Raw genomic sequence first — 24,909 nt, 5'->3', positions numbered from 1 at the left:
ACGTCCACACGGATCTCAGAACTCCAGCTGGCGCAAGATTCGGAGAGCCGTCCCCGGAACTGGTTGACATCAGACGGCCCTAGCTTCGAGTCTCGCGAGGCGGGGCATACTTGCCCCGCGCGGCATCGATTGTCTGGCGCAGAACCCGGAGCTTTCCGCCGACCCCGGTTATCTTGGTCGGGACAGCCGTTTTCCCAGGGTAGACGCGGCGCACGGGAACTTGGGCGACCCGATAGCCGAGCTGGCCCGCGCGCACTGTGAGGTAGAAGAGAAGCTCGTAGTTCTGGAAGATGCCGCGGAACGGTTGCACGTTCTCGTCGAGCAGATAACGGGCCGAGTATGCGCGAAATCCGTTTGTCGTGTCCGTCAGCCAGCGGCGGCCGGCAAGGCTCAGAAGCGGGGCGTGGATCAGCCGGTTGGCAATGGTTCGCTCGGTCGGCGTGTTGATCGCCGCCCCCCCCGGCAGATACCGTGATCCCTGCACATAGTCATAGCCCTTGTCGAGTTTGGCGATGAACTGGGGGATCGCATCGACCCCGTCCTTTCCGTTCCCGTCCACCGTAATGATACCGCGATACCCTTCGTCGAGGCACCACGCATAGGCCATCCGCAATTGCGCGCTCAGCTTGCCCGGACCGATCTTGACGAGGACGGCCCGCACGCCGGCGCCAGACACGAACGCATCGTCGAGCGATCCATCGGTCGATCCGCCGTCGGCCACGATTACGTCCACCTCGGGCGCCAGATCGCGGATCCGCTCCAGCTGGTCGCGGACCCGGTCGCCTTCGTTGATGACGGGGATCACCAGGGCGTAGGCGTGCCGCTTTTCCGCGAAGGTTCGGACCTCGAAGGTCGGAACTTCCCGGCCTGTGTGCTGGGTGACGGGAGCGCTTGGTTCCGGTCGGTTCATCGGCTGCCCTTCTTCGTCGAATCGGCTGAAAAGATCAGGTAGCGGCTCACGTTGTAATTGACGGCGAAGGACGCTGCCGCGCCGCAGATCAAGATGACGAGTTCCGGCAGTCCTGCGTCGAGCGCGCTCAGCCCGGCGACCGCTGCCAATCGCACGCCAAGCGCGACGGTACAGGTCGTGAGATACTGCCCCCCACGCTGCAGGGACAGCGATCCGCCCGATCCGAAGGTCCAGGTTTCGTGAATGACGTAATTGACCGACGCGGCGGTCACAAAGCCAATCGCCGCCGCCAACCACAGGGCTAGGCCAAGCTGGTCGGCCAACAGGTAGGCCACGGCGATGTCGAGCACCACGCCCACCACCGCCACCGCAAGGAAGCGCCCGGCGACCGTCATACCGCGCTGCCCCGGACCGGCGCGATCGTGGCGCCCGCGAATTCCGGGCTGGTCTGGCGGACGAGGTCGAACAGGTCGTAGATGTTGTCGACCTTGCCTCCGAGGATCGAGATGACGCGGCTTCCGGCCGGATTCCGCTGGAACAGGATCGGTCGCCCGTCGTCGCGCTCGTTCTTCATCAGCACGGTCTTCACCTCGTAGAACGAGTGCTTGTAGGTCGCGCGCGCCAGGCTCGGGAGATAGCGTTTCCCGTCGTTGATCATGTGGCGGACCTGCGTGTCCCGCGCCTGCGGCTCGGCGAGGTGAACCTCGGGCTCGTCGTCCTTCCAGCTTTCGTGCGGCGTGTAGCGGACATGGGTCAGGCAGTAGGTATTTTCCGCCGGGAAGGGGGTGAAGGAAAAGAACGGGCCGTCCATCAGCGTGATCGCGTAGCCCCGCAGCTCCTCGGGCGGATCGACAAGGGCCAGTTCGGCCAGTTCGTGTTTCAGGGGCGCCCGTGGCAGTCCGGCCATGTCGAGAACGGCGTTGATCCTAGAATACGTGACGTTGAACGCGTAGGCGGCCGTCACCTCGGCCCCCGTGGAAAGGCCGGCCACCACCCGCTCGGGCCCGTCGGCCAGCGCCGTGACCTGCGTTCCGGTCATGACGGTCACCCCCCCGCGAGCAAGCCGCTCACTCAGCAACTGGCGCAAGATCGTATAGTCGAACGCGGTTTCGGTGCAGGCGAACACTCCTTCCACCCGCGTGTCGTCGAAAAGCGCCGCCTGTGCGGCCGAGGCCGGACGGATCGGCGCGCCCATTTCCTCGAACATCCGGTAGAAGCGCTTTGCCGATACCTTCGAGCGCTGCCGCGAGATCGCGTAGAGCATCTGGAAGTCATCGACGACCGCTTCGGAAAAATCGGCCATGAAACGGTGGTGCAGCGCCATCGACCGGATCGCCGTCAAGGCCGAGCGCGGATAGTGGAAACCGGTGTGGATGCGGGCCTGGTTGATGCGGGACGCTCGGTGCATCAAGGTTTCCTCGCTTTCGACGAGAAGGACCCGCAGCGACAGCGAACGCATGAACAGTGCGAGGCAACATCCGTAGAACCCGCCACCGACGATCAAGATGTCATGGGTCCGATCGGAAACGGTCATCGGTTCCCGGCCGTGCCCGACGTGGTGGCCTCGTCGTTCAGGTCGACGTTCAGTTCATGAGCAACCTGCTGGAACAGATCGACCTTGGCGACCTCTTCGGTAACACTGTCCAGTCGGTCGTTCCGCATCAGCGCGAGCAGATGCTGAAGCCCCAGGCTGAGCCCGAGCACGGCGAGACCCATGAACCCCGCGATGAACCCCTGCATGGCCGAGATCGTCAACCAGCCCGGCTCGATGTCGGAGACGAACACCCAGACGCCGAGGACGTAAAAGATGTAGGCCAGCCCCAGCAGGCTGAGCAGTCCCGAAGAAAGAGTCACCAGCAGAAGCACTCTTGGCGCCAGATGTACCAGAAGCTTGTCGATGAGCATGAGGCGGCGGCGCAGCTGTCCCGGAGCATGCGCCGGAACCATGCCCTCCCTGACCGTCTCGAAACCCAAGGGCAGTCGCGTGTCGCGCGGCGGGAACCGAAGGGCAAGCTCGGGGTGGGCGTGGCTGAGGATCTGGTTCAGCAACGTTCGCGGCACCGCCATAGTCTGCATGTCGCGAACGCCCACCTTGAAGCCCGCGGCATGTCCAAGCGCGGCAACGGGGGCCGATACGATCCGGCCAAGGCTGGCTTGCTCCGGCCGCAGGCCCACGATCAACAAACCTTCGTCGGCCGCACGCTCGATCATCCTCAGGGCATCGATGCTGGCCAGTTCGGCCGCATTCGCCATCAGGATGACGTCGCCGATCGCCTCTTCCGCCGCAATGACCCTGCGTTCATAATGTTCCAGACCCGACCGCACCAGGAACAGGCGCACGTTCGGAACATCCCGCACCAGGGGCAGGAAAGCTTCGCGCCGGTCCTCGTCCGCGATCAGGATGATTTCGCGGAACCTGAAGCGGGCGTCCAGGGTGCGCGCAAATTCGCGCACGGCGCGATGCGCCGCTTTGGTCTGGGGCAGATCCGCAAGACACACCGACAACAGGACATCCTGGCGCGCCACAACATCGGCAGTCCGAAGATGGGTCGTCATGCCGGGGCCCTCCCCGAAATGGCCAGCGCAAGTTTCACCAGACTTTCCTTCACGGCCGTCAGCCCGCCGTCGGAACGCGCCATCTCTACAGAAACTGCTCCCTCGTAGCCTGAATCGGAAAGAGCGTCCAGCACACGGGACAGGGGGGCGATGTCGGCCGGGGCGGGGGCCAGATGCGGCTCGCTGACATGGACGTGGTGGATCCGGCCCGAATGGTCCCGGGCCCGATCGGCCGCGAGCCCGATCTGCTCGTTCAGGTGCATGGCGCCCATGTCGAGGATCATGCGAATCCGCGGGTGATCCACCCGCGCCACGAAATCGGCGGCCTCGTCGAAGGTGTTGAGGAAGTTCGTGCCGTAACGCGCCGGATTCGCCTCGACCGTGATGACCGTTCCGGCGCGTTCGGCGCGGTCGCCCAAGCGCCGGAACGTGTCGATCGCGCGCTCTTGCGCGGGGCCGGGCGTCATTCCTTCGGGGATACAGCGCTGGCGCGGCGATCCGAAGACCATGTTGGGAATGTCGAACCGCCCGGCCAGTCCGATCGCCCGCGTCATGCCGTGCTCGAACGTTTCGCGCGCCTCGGCATTGCCGAACAGCGCCGCGCCTTCGACGCCGAACAGCAGCGACTGCATTGACACGAGCCGAAGCCCGCGGCTTTCGGCCTCGGACATCGCACGGCGCGCTTCGGCGGCATCGGGAACGAAGGGATCGGCGGCGGAATGGAAGAACAGGCCCGGCGCGATCTCAAGACCCGTGACCCCGCACCCGGCCATCAGGTCGTAGGCTTCGGCGCGCTGGTCCGGCGACCACGCGATATTCGAAATGGCAGGAATCACCGCGCCACCGTTGCGGCGGTGTGGAACGCCGCCAGCCGCATCATCACCTCGTCGCCGTCCATCAGGTACGGGCCCGACTTGTTCCACAGGTCGGCGTGGACCGTGCGCATGTCCTCGTGATGCACCTTCGCGCCGGTCGCCGGCATCGCTTCCTTGGCCAAGCGTTCGTAGATCGCGCCGACACGCACCGGTTCGGTCGCCAAGTGCACCAAGGGTAGCCCGTGCTGCGTCGCGAGCTCGATATCGGACCACAGGCGGCTGGTGTCGTAGAACTGGTGGGTGCTGTCGGGCGCGTGGAACTGGATCGCCGACAGTCCCGCTGCCTTCACGGCCGCGTCCATGTCCGGCCGCCGCTTGCCGCGGTCGTAGGACGCGCGGTCGAGGTGGTACATCCCGGACTCTGGGTCGTGCCGATAATAGCCCGCGATCGCCTCGTCGACCCCAAGGATCCCGGCGTATCGACCTTCGGTCAGCATCGAAGGCATGGGGTTCAGCAGGTCGAACATGAAATTCTTCCGCAGGCCCGAGCCGAAAAGCGCTGGAAGCCGCAGGATGAGGCAGTCGTCGAAACGGTCCGCGCAAAAAGTCTCGAGCCGCCGACGGTGCCGGCCATAGGCCAGCTCGTTCTGGAACCGCGTGGTCGTTTCGTCCAGCCCGGCGGCGAAATCCTCGAGCACCGCGATCGACGAGACGAGCACGAACCGCTTGGTCGCCACACGATCGAGCCGTTCGATCAACCCTTCGACCTTTTCCAGGTCTCTGTCGGGAAACCGGTTGGCCTCGAACATCGAGCCCGGCGCCGCAGCACAGACCACGCCATCGAATGGTCCGTCCGCGATCTCGTCTATGTTGGAGCTGTTGAAGAGCGCGTCGAACCCATGCTGCGAACGAAGCGTGCTTCCGACGAAGCCCGTATGTCCTACTAGCGCATCCATACCCGTCTCCAAACTCCTGAAGCTACCTGATAGTTCGGGGCACCGGCTCGGCGCAAGTCCCTCGAGCCCCCTGGCCGCAGACCTTATCCGGGTGGCCTTCGGAAACGGACTCCGAAGTAAACGTGTAATCTTGTCGGGAAATGAACGCTCCGTTGGTGTTTTCGTCGCCACGCGAGGAAGCCGTTGTGGCGGCACTATTTGTATTATTCCCGGTTACGCGGGCGCGGCTGGGCGGTCAAAAGCTTTTGCGCCTGCCAAGCACAAGCGCCGCGGCGATTGCGCCTGCGAGCGGCCAGTCGCCGGTCCGGCTGTCGGCCGTGACCCGCAGCGGCGGCGGCAGGGGCGCGTCAGCGTATCCCACCTGCCCGAGGTCGAGCGAGGCAAGCACCCGCCCCGCCCCGTCGATCGAGGCCGAGACCCCGGTATTGGCCCGCGCGCAGCAGGTGCTCTTAGGTAACCAGATCATCCTGCTGTCCGAAGGGTGCCTGCTGAACCTCGGCAACGCCGGGGCATCCGTCCTTCACGATCGCGTTGTAGAGCATCGGCTCGGCCAGCAGCTTCTTCAGCTTGACACTCTCGTCCTTGAGCTCCCTGAGCCGCCGGCGGCTCATCCTGGCGCAGGGCAAAGACTAGCCATCGGGGCCGCCATTCGGCGGCCGGGGCGCGTCATCTCTACATGAGGGTGCCACAATGTAGGCAAAACCGAAAGAGCATCCGGCATACGGCCATTCGAGAAAATGCCGAGAACAAGCCGAAGTTGCGGAAGCCCATCCGCGCAACGAAATGCGGCAGCCTTATTGAGTGTGTTTACGCAAGTCGTTCGGTAGACGGTCGGATCCGCCTCCACCGTTATTGCCGTGCGGGCGCGTTCGGCGGCGGCGGCGAACCTAGCCTTGGCTCTGCAATCCTCCCCTGCGTCATCCTGCTGAAGGACGGAGTGCCGCGGGAGACCGGCAGCAACAAGCGGGTCAGCCTATCGCGCGCCCTTGGCAGCCTGAGCCAGCCGAGTCGTCGGCGGCATCCGTCGTTCACGTTCCATCCACGCCCATGCAGTTTGAAGGATGTTGCTAAGGTCCGAGTGGGACGGCTTCCAGTCCAGAGTCGCGAACGCACGCGACGGGTCCGCGACCAGCGCGGAGGGATCGCCTTTGCGCCGTGGTCCGTAGCTATGAGGCACTTCGCGGCCAGTGATCTCGCGCGTCATATCGATCACGTCTCTCACGGAAACGCCGGTTCCCGTCCCTAGGTTGAGCGCGTCGAAACCCGGCCCTTTTCCGGTCCGCGCCAGCGCCGCCACATGGGCATCGGAAAGGTCCGAAACATGGATGTAGTCCCGGATGCAGGTTCCGTCGGGCGTATCGTGGTCGTCGCCGAAGACCGTCAGCGGCGGACAGGTGCCCTTCGCGGCGCCGAGAGCCAGCGGGATCAGGTGCGTTTCCGGGTTGTGCGCCTCGCCTATCTCAGCCGCGGCGTCGGCGCCGGCGGCGTTGAAATACCGCAGCGCGATGGCGTCCAGATGTCCCGCCCGGGCGCAGTCCCTCATGATCTGTTCGACCATCAGCTTGCTGTGGCCATAGGGGTTGATCGGGCGTTGCGGGCAGTCCTCGTCGATCGGGGTTCGTTCGGGCGTGCCGTAGGTCGCGCAGGTCGATGAGAAGACGAAGCGCTTGATCCCTTCGACCTGCATGGCACGCAGCAGCGTTGCGGTGCCGGCGACATTGTTGCGGTAGTACAGCAGCGGATCGCCCGTCGACTCTCCGACGTACGAGAAGGCCGCGAAGTGGATCACGCCGATCGGCGCGTGTTTGTGGATCACGTCGCGCAGCCGTTCCCCGTCCATCAGGTCGCCGACCTCGAGCGGACCGTAGCGGACCGCCCACGCGTTGCCGCGACACAGCGAGTCGTAGGTGATCGGCGTGTAGCCCGCAGCGGCGAGCGCCTTGCACGTATGGCTGCCGATATATCCGGCGCCACCGGTGACCAGCACTGGTTTCTCGTCATTCGGCATAGCCGCACATCCATGTTCTTCTGCTTCGGTTCCGGCCGGGCCGGGCGAGGCGCCGCGGGGGTGCCGCGACGGGGAGAATCGTCGCGACCACTGCCGTCACCCAGGAATCAGGTCGGCGCGGCCGATGCTGACATAGGCTTGGAAACCGGCCTTCTGCGCATCCTCGGCAGTGTAGACGTTGCGCAGGTCGCCCAGCCGGGGTGTGCGCATCCGTTTTGCCAGCGCGCTGAGATCCAAGGCCCGGAACTCGTTCCACTCAGTCAGTATTACGACTAGGTCGGCGCCGTCGGCGGCGGCGTAGGGATCGTCTTCCCAGCTGACGCTGGGCAGCAGTGCTTCGCCCTCGCGGCGGCCCTGGGGATCGCAGACTCGTACCGTGGACCCGCCGCCGACAAGTGCCGGCACGATGGTCAGGGCAGGGGCATCGCGCATGTCGTCGGTGTTGGGCTTGAAGGTCACGCCCAGCACGGCGACGCACTTGCCGTTGAAGCTGCCGTCGCAGAGATCCAGCAGCTTGTCCACCATGCGACGCTTGACCTCTTCGTTGACCTTGATGACCGTTTCGACCAGCTGGATCGGCGAGGCATATTCCTGCGCGGTGCGGGCCAACGCCTTGGTGTCCTTGGGAAAGCACGAACCGCCGTAGCCGGGCCCTGCGTGCAGGAACTTGTTGCCAATCCGGTTGTCGAGCCCCATGCCACGCGCCACCTGTTTCACGTCCGCGCCGACCTTCTCGCACAGCGCGGCGATCTCGTTGATGAAGGTGATCTTGGTGGCGAGAAAGGCGTTGGCGGCGTATTTCGTCATCTCGGCGGATTCGAGATCGGTGGTGATGATCGGGAATTCGCGCAGGTAGAGCGGGCGGTAGATGCTTGCCATGACGGCAGCGGCGCGATCGGTTTCAACGCCGACGACGACACGGTCGGGCTTCATGAAATCGTCGATCGCGGCGCCTTCGCGCAAGAATTCCGGGTTCGACGCGACGTCGAAATCAAGGTCGGGGTTCGCGGCACGCACCACCTCGGCGACCTTGCGGTTGGTGCCGACCGGTACTGTGGATTTCGTGACGATAACGACATAGTCCTTCGCCGCCTTCGCAATCTCTTCAGCTGCGGCCATGACGTAGGTCAGGTCGGCATGACCGTCGCCGCGCCGGGTGGGGGTGCCGACGGCGATGAATACCGCCTCGGAACCATCGATCGCCGCGTTTAGGTCTATGGTGAAGGACAGGCGCCCCGTCTCGACGTTGCGCTCCATCAAGCGGTCGAGTCCGGGCTCGTAGATCGGCACTTTGCCTTTCTCGAGCATCTCGATCTTGCGCGAGTCCTTGTCCACGCAGACGACCTCGTGCCCGAAGTCGGAAAAACACACTCCGGAAACCAGGCCCACGTAACCCGTCCCGATTACCGCAATCTTCATGTGAAATCTTCCTTGGCAGCGTTTTGCAGACGCTTCCCGCGTAGGGCAGCAAGTGTCAAGCCACGGTCCGTCAGAGCCCTGCCTGACCATTGAAGTCGCACGTACGCGCCACGGCTAAGCCTTGGCGGGGATCGGGGCGGGGCCGCATCCCGAAGGGGTGATGAACACTCTCTCATGTGCGGGCGTAGACGTCCTCGAAGCGCAGGATGTCGTCCTCGCCGAGGTACGAGCCGGTCTGCACCTCGATCAGCACCATGTTGACCTTGCCGGGGTTCTCCATGCGGTGCACGGCGCCGAGCGGGATGTAGACCGACTGGTTCTCGGTCACCAGCCTGACCTCGTCGTCGATCGTGACCTTGGCGGTGCCCTGCACGACGATCCAGTGCTCGGCCCGGTGGTGGTGGCTTTGCAGGCTGAGTGCCGCGCCGGGATGGACATGGATGCGCTTGACCTGGAAGCGCGGGCCGACCACCAGGCTTTCGAACCAGCCCCAGGGGCGGAAATCGCGCGGCAGCGCCTCGGCCTGAGGCAGGCCCTTGGCCTTGAGTGCCGCGACGGCCTTCTTCACGTCCTGCGCCCGGTCGCGCGGCGCCACCAGGACAGCGTCGGGCATGGCCACGGCGATCATGTCCCGCAAGCCTATGCCTACCAGCGCCTGGCCTTCGTGTTCCGCGCGCAGCAGCGTTCCTTCGCAGTCGATCGCGGTGGCAGGGCCGGTGGTGACGACGCCGTGGTCGTCGGGGCCCTGTTCGCGCCAGACCGCGTCCCAGCCGCCAAGGTCTGACCACGCGCCGGCGTAAGGCACGACCGACAGGCTGTCGGCTTTCTCCATCACCGCGTAGTCGATCGAGATGTCGTCCAGCCCTGCCCATGCATCCGGGGCGAGGCGGGTGAAGCCAAGGTCGCGCGTGGCGCGCGCCACCGCGTCGCGCACGCCGGCCAGCATCGCGGGGGCATGGGTTTCGAACGCGGCGATCAGCGCATCCGCGCGCAGCAGGAAGATGCCCGCGTTCCACAGGTGCCGGCCACCGTCCAGCATGGCCTGCGCGGTCGCGGCGTCGGGCTTTTCGACGAATGCCTGAAGCGGCTGGGCCTCGGGGGCGAAGTCGCCGGGGTCGCGGCTGAGCTCGAGCCAGCCATAGCCGGTCTCGGCCCGGTCCGGACGAATGCCGAATGTCACCAGGCGACCGCTGCGGGCCTCGGGCGCGGCGGCCTGCACCGCTTCGCGGAAGCGTGCGGCATCGGGAATGACGTGGTCGGAGGGTGCAACCAGCATCAGCGCGGCGGGGTCTTCGGCCGCCAGAACCAGCGCGCCCGCCAGGATCGCGGGCGCGGTGTTGCGGCCCTCGGGCTCGATCAGCGTGGCGGCGGCGGCGGTCTCGATCCCGGCCAGCTGCTCGGTGACGATGAAGCGGAAGTCCGAGGCCGTCACCACCAGCGGGGGTGCGAAGCCGGGGCCGGACAGACGGCGCGCCGAGGCCTGGAACAGGCTTTCGTCGCCGATCAGCTGCGTGAACTGCTTGGGAAAGCTTTTCCGCGACAGCGGCCAGAGCCGCGTGCCGGACCCGCCGCACAGCAGCAGGGGGTGGATGAGGTCGGTCATGGCCATTCCTTCGTCAGGCGCGTCCGCGGAAATTGTCGCGGTGCTGCAGGAACCATCGATAGGTGCCTTCGATGCCGTTTTCCAGACCGATCGAGGCGCGCCAACCAAGCCTGTCGAGGCGGCTGACATCCATCAGCTTGCGCGGCGTGCCGTCGGGCTTGGTCGGGTCGGTTTCGATCCGTCCCTCGAACCCCGTCACCTGCGCCACCATGTGCGCCAGTTCGAGGATCGATATGTCGGAGCCGGTGCCGACGTTGATATGGCTCAGCATCGGCTCGGTCTCGCGAGCGTAGGTTTCTGGGTCGAGGTTGAGGACGAACAGGCTGGCCTGCGCCATGTCGTCCACGTGCAGGAATTCCCGCCGTGGACTGCCCGTGCCCCAGATCGTGACGCTGTCGCGGCCGTCCTCGCGCGCCTCCGTGAAGCGGCGGATCAGCGCGGGCAGGACATGGCTGTTTTCGGGATGAAAGTTGTCGCCGGGCCCGTAGAGGTTGGTCGGCATGACCGAGCGGTAATCGACGCCGTACTGCCGGTTGTAGCTTTCGCACAGCTTGATGCCGGCGATCTTGGCGATGGCGTAGGGCTCGTTCGTGGGCTCGAGCGTGCCGGTCAGCAACGCGTCCTCGGCCATGGGCTGCGGCGCCATACGTGGATAGATGCACGAACTGCCCAGTTGCAGCAGCTTCGTGACGCCGGCGCGCCAGGCTTCGTGGATGACGTTGGCCTGGATCATCAGGTTGTCGTGGATGAATTCGGCCGGGTAGGTGTTGTTGGCCATGATGCCGCCGACTTTCGCCGCGGCCAGGATCACCATGTCTGGGCGTTCACGATCGAAGAAGGCGCGCACCTGCCCACGGTCGATCAGGTCGAGTTCGGCGTGCGTGCGGGTCAGCAGCGTCAGGTCCTCGCCGGCGTCCCGGCGCGCCTCGAGCGCGCGCAGGATCGCGCCCCCAACCATGCCGCGATGTCCGGCGACGTAGATCCTAAGCATCTGTCTACCCTCCTCAGCCGTCTTCCAGGCTTACCGGCACGTCCAGCCCGTGCTCTTTCAGCAGGGCGTGCCGGCGGGCGGTTTGCAGGTCGCTGGCGACCATTTCGGCGCACATTTCCCGGGCGGTGATCTCGGGCTCCCAGCCGAGTTTCGCCTTTGCCTTGGACGCATCGCCGAGAAGCGTTTCGACCTCGGCGGGTCGGAAGTAGCGCGGATCGATGCGCATGATCACGTCGCCCGGCTTTACCGCCGGCGCCATGTCCGAGGTGACGCGGGCGACGGTGGCGATCTCGTCAACGCCCCTGCCCGAAAACTCCAGCTCGATACCCAGTTCGCTGGCCGACCAAATGATGAACTCGCGCACGGAATACTGCTTGCCGGTCGCAATCACGAAATCCTCGGGCGCCTCCTGCTGCAGCATCATCCACTGCATGCGGACGTAATCCTTGGCGTGGCCCCAGTCGCGTAGTGCGTCGATGTTGCCCATGTAGAGGCAGCTTTCCAAGCCCTGCGCGATGTTGGCCAGCCCGCGCGTGATTTTGCGCGTCACGAAGGTCTCGCCGCGCCGGGGGCTCTCGTGGTTGAACAGGATCCCGTTGCAGGCATACATCCCGTATGCCTCGCGGTAATTCACCGTGATCCAGTAGCTGTAGAGCTTGGCCACCGCGTAGGGGCTGCGGGGGTAGAAGGGAGTGGTCTCGCGCTGCGGGGTTTCCTGCACCAGGCCGTAAAGCTCGGAGGTCGATGCCTGATAGAACCGGCAGGTCTTTTCCATCCCCAGGAAGCGGATCGCCTCGAGCAGGCGCAGGGTGCCCGTGCCGTCCACGTCGGCCGTGTATTCCGGCGCCTCGAAGCTGACCGCCACATGCGATTGCGCCCCAAGGTTATAGACCTCGTCCGGGCGGACCTCTTGCAGGATTCGGGTCAGGTTCGACGTGTCCGTCAGGTCGCCGTAATGCAGCTTCAGATTGGGCCGCGCCTCGTGCGGGTCCTGATAGATGTGGTCGATCCGGGCGGTGTTGAACAACGAGGCGCGGCGCTTGATGCCGTGGACCTCGTAGCCCTTTTGCAAGAGGAGTTCGGCCAGATAGGATCCGTCCTGCCCGGTGATGCCGGTGATGAGTGCGCGTTTCGTCATGGGATCCTTCAAAGAAATTGCCGAAGTTTGCCGAAATTCTTGAGTGCGAGTGTGCCCACGCCACCGACGCCATGCGTCCGGATTGCGCGGTAATCCTCGCGGCTTTTCTGAATCATCTTTGCGACAGAACGGTTGCTTTCGCCACCCATCCGCATGTTGACGAAGACGCGCGGCACGTAGGCCAGCCGAAGGTTGCCGCGGACGAGGTAGCGGAGCATGGCGTCGTAATCGGCCGCGATGCGGTAGCTGGTGTCGTACAGCCCCAGCCGGTCGAAGACGCCGCGCCGCAGGTACAGCGTGGGATGCGGAGGCATCCAGCCTTGGCGCAGCTTGCGCTGGCTGTATTCGCCCGACCTCCAGCGGCGGATGACGCGTGCGGTATCCTCGGCCGCGACATAGTCCAGATCGCCATAGACGCCGTCAATATCAGGGTCGGCCAGCGCCTCGGCCACCCAGGACAGCACCGAACGGTGGGCGAACAGGTCGTCGGAATGCATCAGGCCGACCACCTCGCCCGAGGTGCGGGCGATGCCGCGGTTGATGCCGTCGTAGATGCCAGCGTCTGGTTGGCTCTGGACCAGCAGCGACGGGCGAGACCGGGCGTGGACGATGTCCATCGTCCCGTCGGTCGATGCGCCGTCCTGGACGACGTGCTCGATTTCGGGATGATCCTGTGACGCCACGCTGTCCAGCGCCTCGGCAATGGTGCGCTTGCGATTGAAGACCGCTGTCACGACCGAGATCTTCAGCATTTCGCGACACCTCTGCACTTTGGCTGAACCGGGTACGCGGGGATGCGTACACGGGTCCTAGGTCCATCGCAAATTCTATGTCGCTGTCGAACCACCTTTCCTCTGCGGTGCAGCGGAAATGGGCGGCTTCGCCCAGGTCAAGCAGGCGCGATGTGGTTCAAGCGTGGCGGTTTGGCGCAATAGCGGCTAACGCCAACCATAGCGCCTTGTTCAATCGCGAGGCACTACGTCACGTACTGCTTGATGAAAAGATGACCGTACCAAGATCTGACACAGAGGTGGAAACGGAAGTCGATGCGTCGCTCGCTGCTTGGCTAGGCTCGGGGCGGCCAGGTGATGGTGCGCTGGCTGCCGACCGGGCGCTGCTTTTTCACAGGATCAACCTCAATGGTCTCGGTCCGCTTCTTGCGCTGAAAAGCGACTTGGCGGCGGTGCCGAGCGATCTAGCGCAATTTCTTCGGAAAGCCTTGATCGCCCGCGAGATGTGGGAGGAACAGCACAGGCGCGTGGTGTCGCAGGCGCTCGACGCACTGTACGCGGCCGGCCTCCACCCGCTCCTGACGAAGGGCACGGCGCTGGCCTACACGCTTTATCCCCGTCCCGCGGCGCGGATGCGCGGCGACAGCGACATCCTGATTGAGGAAAACCTAAAACTACAAGCATTCGCCGCCCTCGAAGAGGCTGGCTTCAGCCGGCCCCTTTACCGCCGGGGGGTCGATTTTGGTCGCGGAGACGTCGTTCGGGCGTCGGGACGGGATGGGGGGTGGCACGATATCGATCTGCACTGGCGGTTGGATTCCTCGCCGGTTCTGGCGCGAATTTTCACGCACGCAGAACTGCTCGCACGCTCGCAGCCCGTGCTGGCACTTCACGCGCAGGCGCGTTGCCCTAGTGCCGTGGATGCGCTGCTGTACTCGGCAGTTCACCGCAAGAAGCACATCGACCGGCCGACTAAGATCCATCTCAACGGCGTCGCGCACCCGGTCATCGACAGCCTGACATGGCTGATGGACATCCACCTTCTCTTCGGCAGTCTTGACCGCGACGAGCAGGAGCGTCTCGTGGCGCGCGCCGCGGAAAGGGATATCTCCGACATTCTCCGCGCCGCGCTAGCCGATTCAGATGCGCGCCTCGGCACGACCGTTCCCGACGACATCGCGGGCGCCCTGGCATCTGCCAAGCCCGGAAGCGTGTCCCGCTACATCGCCGCGGCCCCTGCAAGGGCGGTTTTGATGAACCTTGTCGCGACGCAGAGCCTGCTCACGCGCGTCACAGGTCTCTCCGAAATCTTCTTTCCACCGCCGGAGTACATGCGCGCCCGCTTCTCGCGCGGACGGGCCGACTGGTTGCCCGTCCTGTACTTGAGGCGAATCCTCCCTGGCGTCGCAAAGCACGTGTTTAGGAAGGGTAAACCGTGAGCCTGGTGTTTCCTACCGGCATCCTGTGGCCCCATCGCTGGGTGAAAGTGCGGCCGTTCTCGTGGTTCCCTGGTTGGGCGGCCGGATTGTCGGCGGGCTGGTCACCGCGACCGATCTGTTCAATCTCCCCAAGCGCCCGGGCCTTCGGGTGCGCGCCAAGAACCAGATCGACCAGCGTCGTCCCGGACCGCGGCAGGCCCATCACGTGCGGTGTTGAACAACGAGGCCCGGCGCTTGATGCCATGCACCTCGTAGCCCTTCTCCAGGAGGAGTTCGGCAAGGTAGGACCCGTCCTGCCCGGTGATGCCGGTGATGAGTGCGCGTTTTGTCATGGGATCCTTCAAAGGAATTGGCGTATCTTTCCGAGGTTCTTGAGCGCGAGCGTCCCCACGCCGCCGACTCCGTGGGTCCGGATGGCGCGGTAATCCTCACGGCTTTTCTGCACCATCTTTGCGACAGAACGGTTGCTTTCGCCACCCATCCGCATGTTGACGAAGACGCGCGGCACGTAGGCCAGCCGAAGGTTGCCGCGGACGAGGTAGCGGAGCATGGCGTCGTAATCGGCCGCGATGCGGTAGCTGGTGTCGTACAGCCCCAGCCGGTCGAAGACGCCGCGCCGCAGGTACAGCGTGGGATGTGGAGGCATCCAGCCTTGGCGCAGCTTGCGCTGGCTGTATTCGCCCGACCTCCAGCGGCGGATGACGCGTGCGGTATCCTCGGCCGCGACATAGTCCAGATCGCCATAGACGCCGTCAATATCAGGGTCGGCCCAGCAACGACGCGTCGCTCCCGGTTTCAGTAAGCTTTCGGTTGGGCTTGTCCACGTGTGATACGCACGCGGACAAGCGCTTGAGCGTGCTTGACAGGATGCATGCATGAATGAAACCCAATACGTTGACTTTCAACGGCGGTGCGAGGGCCATATTTTGCGTATTTTGATTACGGGATCCGCCGGCTTCATCGGTTTCCACCTCGCGCGGCTTCTGCTGGACGAGGGGCACGCCGTTGCGGGCTTCGACGGGATGACCGACTACTACGACGTCCGGCTGAAGGCGCGCCGGCACGCGATGCTGTCGCAGAAGCCCGACTTTTCCGCGTCCGAGGCGATGCTCGAGGACCGCGAGGCGCTGGACGCCGCTATGGACGGGTTCGAACCGGACGTGATCGTGCATCTCGCGGCACAGGCGGGCGTCCGCTACAGCCTGGAAAATCCGCGCGCCTATGTCGACGCCAACGTCGTCGGCACCTTCAACGTCATGGAGGTCGCGCGCCGTCATCGCGTGAAGCACCTGATGATGGCCTCGACGTCGTCGGTCTACGGCGCAAACACCGATATGCCCTTCCGCGAGACCGACCGTGTCGACACGCCGATGACGATCTACGCCGCGACCAAGATGGCGACCGAGGCGATGGGCCACAGCTACGCCCATCTCTACGACCTGCCGACGACCATGTTCCGCTTCTTCACCGTCTACGGGCCTTGGGGGCGTCCCGACATGGCGCTGTTCAAGTTCGTCGAGGCCACGCTGAACGGCCGTCCGATCGACGTCTACAATCACGGCGAGATGTTTCGCGACTTCACCTATGTCGATGATCTCGTGCGCGCGATCCGCCTGTTGATGGATGCCCCGCCCGTCCGCCCCGATAGTCCCGAGGCGATCGAGGAGGGTGACAGCCTGTCGCCCGTCGCGCCCTACCGCGTGGTCAACATCGGCAATTCGAAAAGCGAGCGGCTGCTGGATTTCGTCGACGCGGTCGAAGAGGCGCTGGGCGTGCCGGTCACCCGCAACTTCATGGACATGCAGCCGGGCGACGTGCCGGCCACTTGGGCCGACGCCACACTGCTGGAACGTCTGACCGGCTACCGTCCGAAAACCGACATGCGCGACGGGGTTCGGCGCTTTGTCGAATGGTATCGGGACTACTACGACGTGGCCTGACCGAAGCTCGTGACCGAGGTTCGTGACCGCGCTGCGACACCATGGCGGCCGTGCGTGCGCAGGCGTTGACGCCGCGGGTGCGAACGGCTTGGATCGGCGCGCTGAAAAGCGCGCGGGGCGCGCACCGAACAGGCGAGGGGCGGCGGACATGCGGATCGAGCCTACGGACCTTCCGGGTCTCTGCCTGGTCACGCCGCGCCGCTACGGCGACGCGCGCGGCTTCTTCGCCGAAACCTTCAATGCCCGCACCTACGCGCGGGCCGGCATCGACACAGTCTTCGTGCAGGACAACCACTCGGTCTCGGAGCATGCCGGCACCGTGCGCGGTCTGCATTTCCAGGCGCCGCCGCACGCGCAGGCCAAGCTCTTGCGCTGCGGTCGGGGCCGCCTGTTCGACGTGGCATTGGACCTGCGCGTCGGATCAACCACGTTCGGGCGCTGGGCGGGGTTCGAGCTTTCGGCCGAGAACGGCCGGCAGGTCTTCATCCCCGAGGGTTTTGCCCACGGTTTCATGACGCTGGAGCCCGAGACCGAGATCGTCTACAAATGCTCCGATTTCTACGCACCCGAAAGCGAGACGGCCCTGCGCTGGGATGATCCCGGCCTCGCCATAGTCTGGCCCGCCTTGGACGCCCCGCCCGTCCTGTCCGAAAAGGACGCGGGCGCACCATGCTGGGCCGATTTCACAAGTCCGTTCGTCATGGCCCCCGCATGAAGATCCTCGTGACGGGCGGAGCGGGCTTCATCGGATCGGCGGTTGTCCGGTACGCCGTGGCCGATGGCCATTCGGTGGTGAACGTCGATGCGCTGACCTATGCCGCGTGTCTCGACAACGTCGCCGCAGTGGCGGACGAACCCGCATATGCGTTTGAATGCGCCGATATTCGGGACCGCGCCGCGCTGGACCGGATCTTCGCCGCGCACGATCCCGACGCGGTGCTGCACCTGGCGGCGGAAACCCATGTCGACCGGTCGATCGACGGGCCCGGCACCTTCGTCGAAACCAACGTGGCCGGCACCTTCCACCTGCTCGAGGCGGCGCGCGCTTACTGGGAGGCGCGAGGCCGCTCCGATGCCTTCCGGTTCCACCACGTCTCGACCGACGAGGTGTTCGGCAGCTTGGGCGCCCTCGGCCGCTTCACCGAAGCCACGCCATACGATCCGCGTTCGCCCTACTCGGCGTCGAAAGCGGCATCGGATCACCTAGTGCGCGCCTGGGGCGCGACCTACGGCCTGCCGGTCGTGGTATCGAACTGCTCGAACAATTACGGGCCATACCATTTTCCCGAAAAGCTGATCCCGGTGGTGATCCTGAACGCGCTCGCCGGCCGGCCGATCCCGGTCTACGGCGCCGGGTCGAACGTGCGCGACTGGCTTTACGTCGAAGATCACGCCGAGGCGCTTCTGACGGTGCTTAAACGCGGCGCGCCGGGGCGCAGCTACGCGATCGGCGGCGGGGCCGAGCGCAGCAACATCGACCTGGTGCGAACGATCTGCGCCATCCTGGACGACCGGCGCCCGCGCTCGGACGGCACGCACGCCGACCTGATAACCTTCGTGCCCGACCGGCCCGGCCACGACGCGCGCTACGCCATCGACGCGACGCGCATCCGCGACGAACTGGGCTGGCGCCCCTCGGTGACGCTGGAGCAGGGGCTGGCGCGCACCGTCGACTGGTATCTCGAACACGAAGATTGGTGGCGCGCTTTGCTGGGCCGCGACGGCGTGGGGCGCCGGCTTGGAACCGGCGGATGATCCTGGTCTTTGGTCATTCGGGTCAGGTCGCGACCGAGCTGCGGCGGGTGGGCGGCGTCACCGCGCTTGGCCGCGACGCGTTTGATCTGCGCGACCCGCATTCAGCAGCCCGCGCCATCGACGCCCACGACCCCCTCGCGGTGATCAATGCCGCCGCCTGGACCGCCGTGGATGCCGCCGAGACGGCCGAGTCCGATGCCCTCGTGCTCAACGCCGAAGCGCCGGGTGCCCTGGGGCGCGCCTGCGCCGCGCGGGACATCCCGCTGGTGCACGTCAGCACCGACTACGTCTTCGACGGTACCGGCACCACGCCCTGGCACGAGGACGATGCCCCGGCGCCGCTGGGCGCCTATGGTCGCACCAAGCTGGCCGGCGAGCACGCGGTGCGGGCCGCAGGCGGGCCGCACGTCATCCTGCGCACGTCGTGGGTGTTCTCGGCGCACGGGTCGAATTTCGTCAGGACGATGTTGCGCCTGTCGGACACCCGCGACCGCGTGTCCGTCGTGGCCGATCAGGTCGGCGGGCCGACACCGGCCGCCGACGTCGCTGGCGCCCTGCTGCACATGGCCCAGGCGCTGCGTGACGGTCACCGAGGCGGCACCTATCACCTGGCGGGTGCGCCGCATGTCAGCTGGGCGGGGTTCGCCCGTGAGATCTTCGACGCGGCCGGGCGCGACACATTGATCGACGAGGTCACCACTGCCCGATACCCCACACCCGCGCCCAGACCGCTGAACAGCCGGCTGGATTGCGCGGCGATCATGCGGGACTTCAAAATTCCCGTGCCGGACTGGCGCGCTGGTCTGCGCACCGTGCTGAAGGAACTGGGACATTGACCGACCGCAAGGGCATCATCCTCGCCGGTGGGACCGGAACGCGGCTGCACCCGATCACCATGGGCGTCAGCAAGCAGCTACTGCCGGTCTACGACAAGCCGATGATCTACTACCCGCTGAGCGTGCTGATGCTGACCGGCATCCGCGAGATCTGCGTGATCACCACGCCGCAGGACCAGGAGCAGTTCAGACGCACGCTGGGCGACGGGGCGCAATGGGGGCTGCGGCTCGAGTATGTCGCGCAACCGTCGCCCGACGGACTGGCGCAGGCCTACCTTCTGGCGCGGGACTTCTTGCAGGGGGCCGCGTCGGCGATGGTTCTGGGCGACAACATCTTCTTCGGGCACGGGTTGCCCGACCACCTGCGCGCCGCCGACGCAGCCGTCACCGGGGGGACCGTCTTCGGGTACCGCGTGGCCGATCCCGAACGCTACGGCGTGGTCGACTTCGCGCCCGACGGCACCGCCCGCGCCATCGTCGAAAAACCGGCCCGGGCTCCGTCGCCCTACGCGGTGACGGGGCTGTACTTCCTCGACGGAACCGCGCCCGACCGCGCCCGCGCGGTCACGCCCTCGTCGCGTGGCGAGCTGGAGATCGCGTCACTGTTGCAGATGTATCTGAACGACGGCGCGCTGACCGTGCGCCAGATGGGGCGCGGCTATGCCTGGCTGGACACCGGCACGCACGGGTCGCTGCTGGACGCGGGCAACTTCGTTCGCACCCTGTCGGCGCGGCAGGGCCAGCAGGTCGGCTGCCCCGAGGAAATCGCCTGGCAGATGGGCTGGATCGACGCCGAGGCGCTGGCTGCGCGAGCCGCGCTGTTTTCCAAGACTGCCTACGGCACATATCTCAGCCAGTTGCTCGTCGACTAATTGGAACGTCACCAGCTGTAGGAGCAGCTTCTTGTCCAAGTGAGCAGCCATAACAAAGAAATATGCTGCGCTTGAGAGTGTCAGTGAGTGCTCGCAACGTGCCGAAGAGTGGCGCGCTCTGCTCCCTACCGACAAAAGTATCGATTGGATCATCGCGATGGCGCGCGCCCGGGTCGAGCATCTTTTCCGGATGATCGGGCGACAATTCGGTATCTCAAGAACCGCCACTGTGGCCTCGCGATGAGCCGGGCGCGGCTCTTCACGCTGTTAGCCCTCGGCAACCTGTTCCTCCTGCGCTGGAGGCCGCTCATACCGTGCAATCTGCCCTCCGCCTTCCGCTCTTCGAGCCCCCACGCCGCCGGAATCGGCAGCCTCGGATGCGCTTTCACCTTCGACCAGTAATCGGCGAAGCCGAAGAAGACGGCTCTTATTCTGAGAGTTGAGATATCTCGACATCGCTGTGTCGCATTGTCATGTAAATGATAACTCTCGCTAGATACTCGTATTTCAATAATATTGCGGGGCTAATTGGCTTGCGCTATCTATCTACTGAGGTGGCCGATCCTCTGGTGCTCGTAGTTTCTAGATGAGCCGGTTCCTGAGTATCGCCACGGTAGCTTATGGGATGAGAGATTATTGAATGGAACGCAACGCAAGTATGGTTGTCAAAGTCGTCATCAGCTACGAGATTACAGACTTTAAGAAATTGACTGCTCATGCGATCTCGTCTTTAGAGAAGCTATCAAAAGAGGGTCATGATGAGGAAGATCCGGACGCCAGCGATCCGGCGTCATTGCTAGAGCTGATTGACGAGTGGCTCGTTGATCCGAACACTGGGAAAATTGGTCCGGCTGGTTGCGTACTTGCAATCTTGGCTCTTGTTGCCTACGAATTTCCCGGGGCCATATCAACGCTACTGAAGGCAAAAGCCTCGTAGGGATTGACCAAGGCCCATCGCTCCAACGGCGTCAATAAACTTTATTTTGATACCTGTTTCGCACACTCTGGCGCGGTCCGGCCGCGAAAAATCTCAATGACTACACGTGGTGGAATATTGGTACTGAATCCGTAGGGGTATGCCGGTCGATCATCGCGTGATCAGGAGGACAACGCGTTTTCTCAAATTTTCATCTCCTTCCTTCGGAACGTGCTTTCGATCAATTTGTTATAGAAGTAGAGCCCAGGATTTCGTGCCGGATGCGTAGTGGGTGCGCCAAAGCGGCGGCGGACTTCAGGATAGGTATTCATTATTATTATAGTTGCCGCGAGATGGAATGCATATGAATGAACGTCGAGCGCAGCGGAGGGCGTTGGTCTTGTGGCCACACGGATTCATCGATTTCTGCTGGCGGAACCAGGACCTCACATTTCGTCGATGATCTCATTTGTTCGCTGAGCAAGCGCGCGAATGTAACGCTGCAACTCCTTCGCCTCGTGCGTCGTGCCGCCGTGTTTCAAGGCATTTTTGTTACCTGTTTTTGCCCCACTACTCGCTGTTCCGCCATGCATGCGGCATCTCGTGCGGCCTGCCATAGCTGGAGCCTGACAGGAGGTGCCACGCCGCGTTAGAGCGCCGCAGCGCAGGCTGGAGCGCATAGGCCCAGTATTGCGTTGGTGCATCTTCGCCGTAATGTCCTATAGCCTAAATGAACGCGCTTCAGCCCTTCTGTGAAGTCTGATCCCGCTACCTAGTTTTTGCCGTTTTGGAACTGTCGTTTTGGTAAACTGGCGGTTGACCTGTGGTGACCTGGCCTACGATCGCTTGGCCGCCGGCTTCCACGTGAACGTGTTCTACAATGACCTTTTGCTGGCCCCGGCCGCGGTACTTGTCGAGGGCGCCCAGTTGTTTTATGTAAAGCGACATTAACTTCTCGGCCTGCTTTATCGTCCTATCATCAGTCTGCTTACTTAGCTTTGCCCGGCGCAGGCACTCTTGTATCGTGGCGTGTGTGGCGATCATCTGCTCTGCCAGCATTCCTTCCAGCCCATCAGCAGGCGCTATACTGTTGTAGAGTTCGATGGCGCGCGCGACACGCGCGTTGCGTTCGGCCTCGTCCATCCCCGCGCGAAGGTAAAGCAGGTTAGCGACATCGTTAACCCGCCGGGCCAAGACGTCATTGTCTGTGACGCCCAGAACTTCTCTCGCGTGCTGGTCGGATATGAACTCGTGCGCTGGTGAAGAGGTTAATGCGGCGGGTGCCGCGGCACCAAAGGTTTTTGGGGACTCCGCGGCTTTCTTCTGTCTCGATGTCTTTTTCATGCTCGAAGCCTGTGTTCACAATTGCTAGGACGATACTGTGTCTTGAAAGCCAATTGAAGGGGATATGTATCCTCGGCGTACTGTGCATGGGGTCGTTTTTCAGTTTTTTACTTCCCCCCCCTCCCCCGTGATAGGGTTCGAGCGAGTTTTACCTGCCGCCTAACAGATTATGAGTGGCCAGTCTGGTAGGCTTCATGCGCAACGCACCGACCATGGCCGGATCGCGCGCGTCGCCCTCGTCACGGCGCGCGGAGGCCCTAGATGGTGCCACGGGGTGGAGTGAAGACGGGAGACGACGCATTGCGCACCGGCACGATCATGGCGACCTCGCTTGGCCTTGCGGCGCTGGGCGTCGCGGCACTGGGCAGTGTCGCGGACCAGGGCGGTGCTTATGCGACCGCTGCGGGCCCGGCGCTTTCGGCACCGGCGCTGGCCGAGGACGCGGCGCGCGTGGCGCCCGACTACCTAGCGGTGATCTACGACGCCTTCGGCCGCACGGACGAAGGCGAGATCTACGACACGCTGGCGATGGTCGCTGGCGGCGAGGCGCTGGTGACGCTGTACCTGGAGCGCATGGGCGCAATGGCAGGCGTGGATTACGAGCCAGACCAGACCGTGTTCGAGATGGACATGCTGGACCTCGACGCGCGCCAGTTCGAGGGCGGCGTCTGGATGGACGCCACGTGGCACGTCATGGGGCTGGTGGGCCACGAGGGGCACCGCCACGTTCGCGACAACACCTATTCCGCCCGGTTCGAGATGACGCCCGAAAGTGGCGCCTGGCGGATCACCCGCTTCACCCTGACCGATGCCGAACGGATCACGGCGGATGCCGGGGGGGCAGCGGGACAGTGATCGACATCGCAGATCTCGACTTTGCCTATCCGCGCGGCGGCTTCCGGCTGGACGTGCCGCGCCTGACGATAGAAAGGGGGGCGCGCGTGGCGGTGGTCGGATCCTCGGGCACCGGGAAGACGACGCTGCTGAACCTCGTCGCGGGGTTGCAGGTGGCGGCGCGTGGCCACGTCACGGTCGACGGGCAGAACCTGTCGGCCCTGAGCGACACGCAGCGCCGCGCATTCCGCGCCCGCCGCATCGGTTTCATCTTCCAGAACTTCGCGCTGATGGATTACCTGAACGCGCGCGAGAATGTCCTTTATCCCTACCGCATCGCGCCGGGGCTGGTGCTGGACGACGCGGTGCGCGCCCGGGCCGAGGCGCTGGCCACCGCCTGCGGAATCGAGGACCGGTTGGACCGCCATCCAGGCGCGCTGAGCCAGGGCGAGCAGCAGCGCGTTGCGATCTGCCGGGCACTGGTCACCCGGCCGGGGCTGATCCTGGCGGACGAAGCGACCGGCAACCTAGACCCCCACACCAAGACGCTGATCCTTGACCTGCTGTTCGAACGCGCGGCCGAGGCCGGCGCCACCATTCTTGCGGTCACCCACGACCACGCGCTGCTGCCCCGCTTCGACCGGGTGATCGACTTTTCCGAGTTGCGGAGGGCGGCATGAACGCGGCCTTCCTCGCCTTCGCGCATCTGCGCTGGCATTGGGCGCGCAGCGTCGTGATGGTGCTGGTCGCCGCGGTGATCTTGGCCGTGCCGCTGGTCAGCCAGACCCTGCTGCGCGGATCCGAGCAGTCGCTGACCGCGCGGGCCGATGCGACGCCGCTGGTGCTGGGAGCGCGCGGCAGCCAGATCGACCTCGTGATGGGTGCGCTGTATTTCGGCGAGGACCGCGCGCAGCCGGTCACGATGAAGGCGGCCGAGGCCGTCTGGGAAAGCGACCTCGCGCTGCCGATCCCGCTCAACACGATGTTCACGGCCAGCGGCGCGCGGATCGTCGGCACCACGCTTGACTACTTCTCGTTCCGCGGTCTCGAGATCGCGCAAGGCCGCCGTTTCGCCGTGCTGGGCGAGGCGGTGCTCGGCGCGTCGGTCGCGCGGCGCCTGAACCTTTCCCCCGGCGACACGATCGTGTCCGCACCGGAAAACCTGTTCGACCTCGACGGAGTCTATCCGCTGGAGATGACCGTCACTGGGGTGCTGGCGCCCACCGGCACCCCGGATGACGAGGCCGTGCTGACCGACGTCAAGACCACCTGGGTCATCGCGGGCATCGGTCACGGCCATCAGGACGTGGTGGCCGAGGGCGACGATCCGGTCACCGCCAGCGCAGCACTGGAGCAGTACAACCGCATCACGCCCGACAACATCGACAGCTTCCATTTCCACGGAGCGCCGGAAGACTACCCGCTGACGGCGGTTCTGATCGAGCCATACGACACGCGCTCCGAAACGATCCTGCGGGGGCGCTATCTGGAGCCCGAGAACCCGCTGCAACTTGTGGTGCCGTCCGACGTGGTCGACCGGCTGGTCGAGCGCATTTTCCGCATCGCGGCGCTGCTGGACGCGGTGGCAGGGCTCGTAGGGCTCGCGGCGGCCGCTGCGGTGGCGCTGGCGCTTTTTCTCGCCTGGCGGCTGCGGGCGCCGGAACTGGACACCGCGCGTCGCATCGGCGCCGGGCGGGGCATGATCCTGCGCTTGGCGGGCGCCGAAATTGCCATTCTGCTGGGCGCAGCATTGCTGATGGCGCAGGGCATCGTCATCGTCGTGCAGTCGCGCAGCAATACCCTTCTCACATGGCTGATCGCCCAATGATTGCATACAAAAGGAGTT

General features: G+C 64.7%; 28 protein-coding genes and 1 pseudogene. 10 read left to right on the top strand and 19 right to left on the bottom strand.

What is annotated here, in order from left to right; translation table 11 throughout:
* Window positions 1-79: 79 nt before the first annotated feature.
* From BLW27_RS00385 to BLW27_RS00320, 14 genes are all read right to left on the bottom strand, one after another.
* A complete protein-coding gene (locus tag BLW27_RS00385) occupies window positions 80-910 on the bottom strand; it encodes a glycosyltransferase family 2 protein (RefSeq protein ID WP_089877551.1) in 831 nt (276 codons plus the stop codon).
* On the bottom strand, window positions 907-1,305 hold the full coding sequence (locus BLW27_RS00380) for a GtrA family protein (protein WP_089877548.1): 399 nt from the start codon (window positions 1,303-1,305) through the stop codon (window positions 907-909). Before BLW27_RS00380 ends, BLW27_RS00385 begins: the two co-directional genes overlap by 4 nt.
* Window positions 1,302-2,444, bottom strand: a complete 1,143-nt coding sequence (locus BLW27_RS00375; protein ID WP_089877545.1) for an FAD-dependent oxidoreductase — start codon at window positions 2,442-2,444, stop codon at window positions 1,302-1,304. The genes BLW27_RS00380 and BLW27_RS00375 overlap by 4 nt, the downstream gene beginning before the upstream one ends.
* The gene (locus BLW27_RS00370; protein WP_143042184.1) at window positions 2,441-3,466 is read right to left on the bottom strand and encodes a hypothetical protein; all 1,026 of its coding nucleotides are present in this window, start codon (window positions 3,464-3,466) and stop codon (window positions 2,441-2,443) included. Before BLW27_RS00370 ends, BLW27_RS00375 begins: the two co-directional genes overlap by 4 nt.
* Entirely contained in the window at window positions 3,463-4,302 is an 840-nt protein-coding gene (locus BLW27_RS00365; protein ID WP_089877537.1) for a sugar phosphate isomerase/epimerase family protein, read from the bottom strand. The genes BLW27_RS00370 and BLW27_RS00365 overlap by 4 nt, the downstream gene beginning before the upstream one ends.
* On the bottom strand, window positions 4,299-5,237 hold the full coding sequence (locus BLW27_RS00360; protein WP_089877534.1) for an NAD-dependent epimerase/dehydratase family protein: 939 nt from the start codon (window positions 5,235-5,237) through the stop codon (window positions 4,299-4,301). The genes BLW27_RS00365 and BLW27_RS00360 overlap by 4 nt, the downstream gene beginning before the upstream one ends.
* Window positions 5,238-5,472: 235 nt before the next feature.
* Window positions 5,473-5,703 carry a hypothetical protein gene (locus BLW27_RS00350; protein ID WP_342708023.1) on the bottom strand — a complete coding sequence of 77 codons (231 nt, stop codon included), beginning with the start codon at window positions 5,701-5,703 and terminating at the stop codon, window positions 5,473-5,475.
* Window positions 5,687-5,863, bottom strand: coding sequence for a hypothetical protein (locus BLW27_RS21590; RefSeq protein ID WP_245710723.1), 177 nt, complete (start codon window positions 5,861-5,863; stop codon window positions 5,687-5,689). Before BLW27_RS21590 ends, BLW27_RS00350 begins: the two co-directional genes overlap by 17 nt.
* A gap of 347 nt (window positions 5,864-6,210) precedes the next feature.
* Window positions 6,211-7,245, bottom strand: coding sequence for a UDP-glucose 4-epimerase GalE (gene galE / locus BLW27_RS00345; RefSeq protein ID WP_089877529.1), 1,035 nt, complete (start codon window positions 7,243-7,245; stop codon window positions 6,211-6,213).
* A 96-nt stretch (window positions 7,246-7,341) separates the two neighbouring features.
* Complete coding sequence (locus BLW27_RS00340; RefSeq protein WP_089877526.1) at window positions 7,342-8,664, bottom strand: UDP-glucose dehydrogenase family protein; 1,323 nt, start codon at window positions 8,662-8,664, stop codon at window positions 7,342-7,344.
* 172 nt (window positions 8,665-8,836) lie between these two features.
* Complete coding sequence (locus BLW27_RS00335) at window positions 8,837-10,267, bottom strand: mannose-1-phosphate guanylyltransferase/mannose-6-phosphate isomerase (RefSeq protein WP_089877523.1); 1,431 nt, start codon at window positions 10,265-10,267, stop codon at window positions 8,837-8,839.
* A 13-nt stretch (window positions 10,268-10,280) separates the two neighbouring features.
* Window positions 10,281-11,258 carry a GDP-L-fucose synthase gene (gene fcl, locus BLW27_RS00330; protein ID WP_089877520.1) on the bottom strand — a complete coding sequence of 326 codons (978 nt, stop codon included), beginning with the start codon at window positions 11,256-11,258 and terminating at the stop codon, window positions 10,281-10,283.
* A gap of 13 nt (window positions 11,259-11,271) precedes the next feature.
* Window positions 11,272-12,396, bottom strand: coding sequence for a GDP-mannose 4,6-dehydratase (gmd, locus tag BLW27_RS00325; protein ID WP_089877517.1), 1,125 nt, complete (start codon window positions 12,394-12,396; stop codon window positions 11,272-11,274).
* 8 nt (window positions 12,397-12,404) lie between these two features.
* Window positions 12,405-13,148, bottom strand: a complete 744-nt coding sequence (locus BLW27_RS00320; RefSeq protein WP_245710722.1) for a glycosyltransferase family 2 protein — start codon at window positions 13,146-13,148, stop codon at window positions 12,405-12,407.
* A 206-nt stretch (window positions 13,149-13,354) separates the two neighbouring features.
* Between BLW27_RS00320 and BLW27_RS00315 the strand changes: the two genes are divergently transcribed.
* Window positions 13,355-14,566, top strand: a complete 1,212-nt coding sequence (locus BLW27_RS00315; RefSeq protein WP_177177781.1) for a nucleotidyltransferase family protein — start codon at window positions 13,355-13,357, stop codon at window positions 14,564-14,566.
* Here the strand turns inward: BLW27_RS00315 and BLW27_RS22045 are convergent.
* The 3 genes and pseudogenes from BLW27_RS22045 to BLW27_RS00305 all read right to left on the bottom strand — a co-directional run bounded on the left by BLW27_RS22045 (window position 14,547) and on the right by BLW27_RS00305 (window position 15,212).
* A complete protein-coding gene (locus BLW27_RS22045; RefSeq protein WP_177177780.1) occupies window positions 14,547-14,768 on the bottom strand; it encodes a sulfotransferase in 222 nt (73 codons plus the stop codon). The genes BLW27_RS00315 and BLW27_RS22045 overlap by 20 nt on opposite strands.
* Before the next feature lies 1 nt (window position 14,769).
* Window positions 14,770-14,898: pseudogene (locus BLW27_RS00310) on the bottom strand (GDP-mannose 4,6-dehydratase); the annotation flags it as partial.
* Between the two features lie 8 nt (window positions 14,899-14,906).
* Window positions 14,907-15,212 carry a glycosyltransferase family protein gene (locus BLW27_RS00305; RefSeq protein ID WP_089877510.1) on the bottom strand — a complete coding sequence of 102 codons (306 nt, stop codon included), beginning with the start codon at window positions 15,210-15,212 and terminating at the stop codon, window positions 14,907-14,909.
* Window positions 15,213-15,489: 277 nt separating this feature from the next.
* Between BLW27_RS00305 and BLW27_RS00300 the strand changes: the two genes are divergently transcribed.
* From BLW27_RS00300 to BLW27_RS20545, 6 genes are all read left to right on the top strand, one after another.
* Complete coding sequence (locus tag BLW27_RS00300) at window positions 15,490-16,506, top strand: NAD-dependent epimerase/dehydratase family protein (RefSeq protein WP_089878645.1); 1,017 nt, start codon at window positions 15,490-15,492, stop codon at window positions 16,504-16,506.
* A gap of 148 nt (window positions 16,507-16,654) precedes the next feature.
* On the top strand, window positions 16,655-17,221 hold the full coding sequence (gene rfbC / locus BLW27_RS00295; protein WP_089877507.1) for a dTDP-4-dehydrorhamnose 3,5-epimerase: 567 nt from the start codon (window positions 16,655-16,657) through the stop codon (window positions 17,219-17,221).
* Window positions 17,218-18,261 (top strand): dTDP-glucose 4,6-dehydratase, encoded by a 1,044-nt coding sequence (rfbB, locus tag BLW27_RS00290; protein ID WP_089877504.1) that lies wholly within the window; start codon window positions 17,218-17,220, stop codon window positions 18,259-18,261. Before rfbC ends, rfbB begins: the two co-directional genes overlap by 4 nt.
* The gene (rfbD, locus tag BLW27_RS00285; RefSeq protein WP_089877501.1) at window positions 18,258-19,097 is read left to right on the top strand and encodes a dTDP-4-dehydrorhamnose reductase; all 840 of its coding nucleotides are present in this window, start codon (window positions 18,258-18,260) and stop codon (window positions 19,095-19,097) included. The genes rfbB and rfbD overlap by 4 nt, the downstream gene beginning before the upstream one ends.
* Complete coding sequence (gene rfbA, locus BLW27_RS00280) at window positions 19,094-19,969, top strand: glucose-1-phosphate thymidylyltransferase RfbA (protein ID WP_089877498.1); 876 nt, start codon at window positions 19,094-19,096, stop codon at window positions 19,967-19,969. The genes rfbD and rfbA overlap by 4 nt, the downstream gene beginning before the upstream one ends.
* 640 nt (window positions 19,970-20,609) lie before the next feature.
* Window positions 20,610-20,906: a hypothetical protein gene (locus BLW27_RS20545; RefSeq protein WP_143042182.1), complete on the top strand. Its 297-nt coding sequence runs from the start codon at window positions 20,610-20,612 to the stop codon at window positions 20,904-20,906.
* A gap of 425 nt (window positions 20,907-21,331) precedes the next feature.
* Here the strand turns inward: BLW27_RS20545 and BLW27_RS21865 are convergent, their stop codons facing one another.
* Both BLW27_RS21865 and BLW27_RS00270 read right to left on the bottom strand, forming a co-directional pair.
* Entirely contained in the window at window positions 21,332-21,565 is a 234-nt protein-coding gene (locus BLW27_RS21865; RefSeq protein ID WP_281242699.1) for an HGGxSTG domain-containing protein, read from the bottom strand.
* A gap of 88 nt (window positions 21,566-21,653) precedes the next feature.
* A complete protein-coding gene (locus BLW27_RS00270; RefSeq protein WP_089877491.1) occupies window positions 21,654-22,229 on the bottom strand; it encodes a hypothetical protein in 576 nt (191 codons plus the stop codon).
* A 279-nt stretch (window positions 22,230-22,508) separates the two neighbouring features.
* Here BLW27_RS00270 and BLW27_RS00265 point away from each other — a divergent pair, with 279 nt between their 5' ends.
* The 3 genes from BLW27_RS00265 to BLW27_RS00255 are packed head-to-tail and all read left to right on the top strand — an operon-like array spanning window position 22,509 to window position 24,891.
* Entirely contained in the window at window positions 22,509-23,084 is a 576-nt protein-coding gene (locus tag BLW27_RS00265) for a hypothetical protein (protein ID WP_177177779.1), read from the top strand.
* The gene (locus BLW27_RS00260; protein WP_089877484.1) at window positions 23,081-23,743 is read left to right on the top strand and encodes an ABC transporter ATP-binding protein; all 663 of its coding nucleotides are present in this window, start codon (window positions 23,081-23,083) and stop codon (window positions 23,741-23,743) included. Before BLW27_RS00265 ends, BLW27_RS00260 begins: the two co-directional genes overlap by 4 nt.
* The gene (locus BLW27_RS00255) at window positions 23,740-24,891 is read left to right on the top strand and encodes an ABC transporter permease (RefSeq protein ID WP_089877481.1); all 1,152 of its coding nucleotides are present in this window, start codon (window positions 23,740-23,742) and stop codon (window positions 24,889-24,891) included. The genes BLW27_RS00260 and BLW27_RS00255 overlap by 4 nt, the downstream gene beginning before the upstream one ends.
* Window positions 24,892-24,909 lie beyond the last annotated feature (18 nt).

The sequence above is a fragment of the Citreimonas salinaria genome (genome assembly GCF_900107235.1).
GTDB lineage: Bacteria > Pseudomonadota > Alphaproteobacteria > Rhodobacterales > Rhodobacteraceae > Citreimonas > Citreimonas salinaria.
Note: the sequence above shows the minus strand (reverse complement) of the source record. Positions and strands in the feature narration are given on the sequence as shown.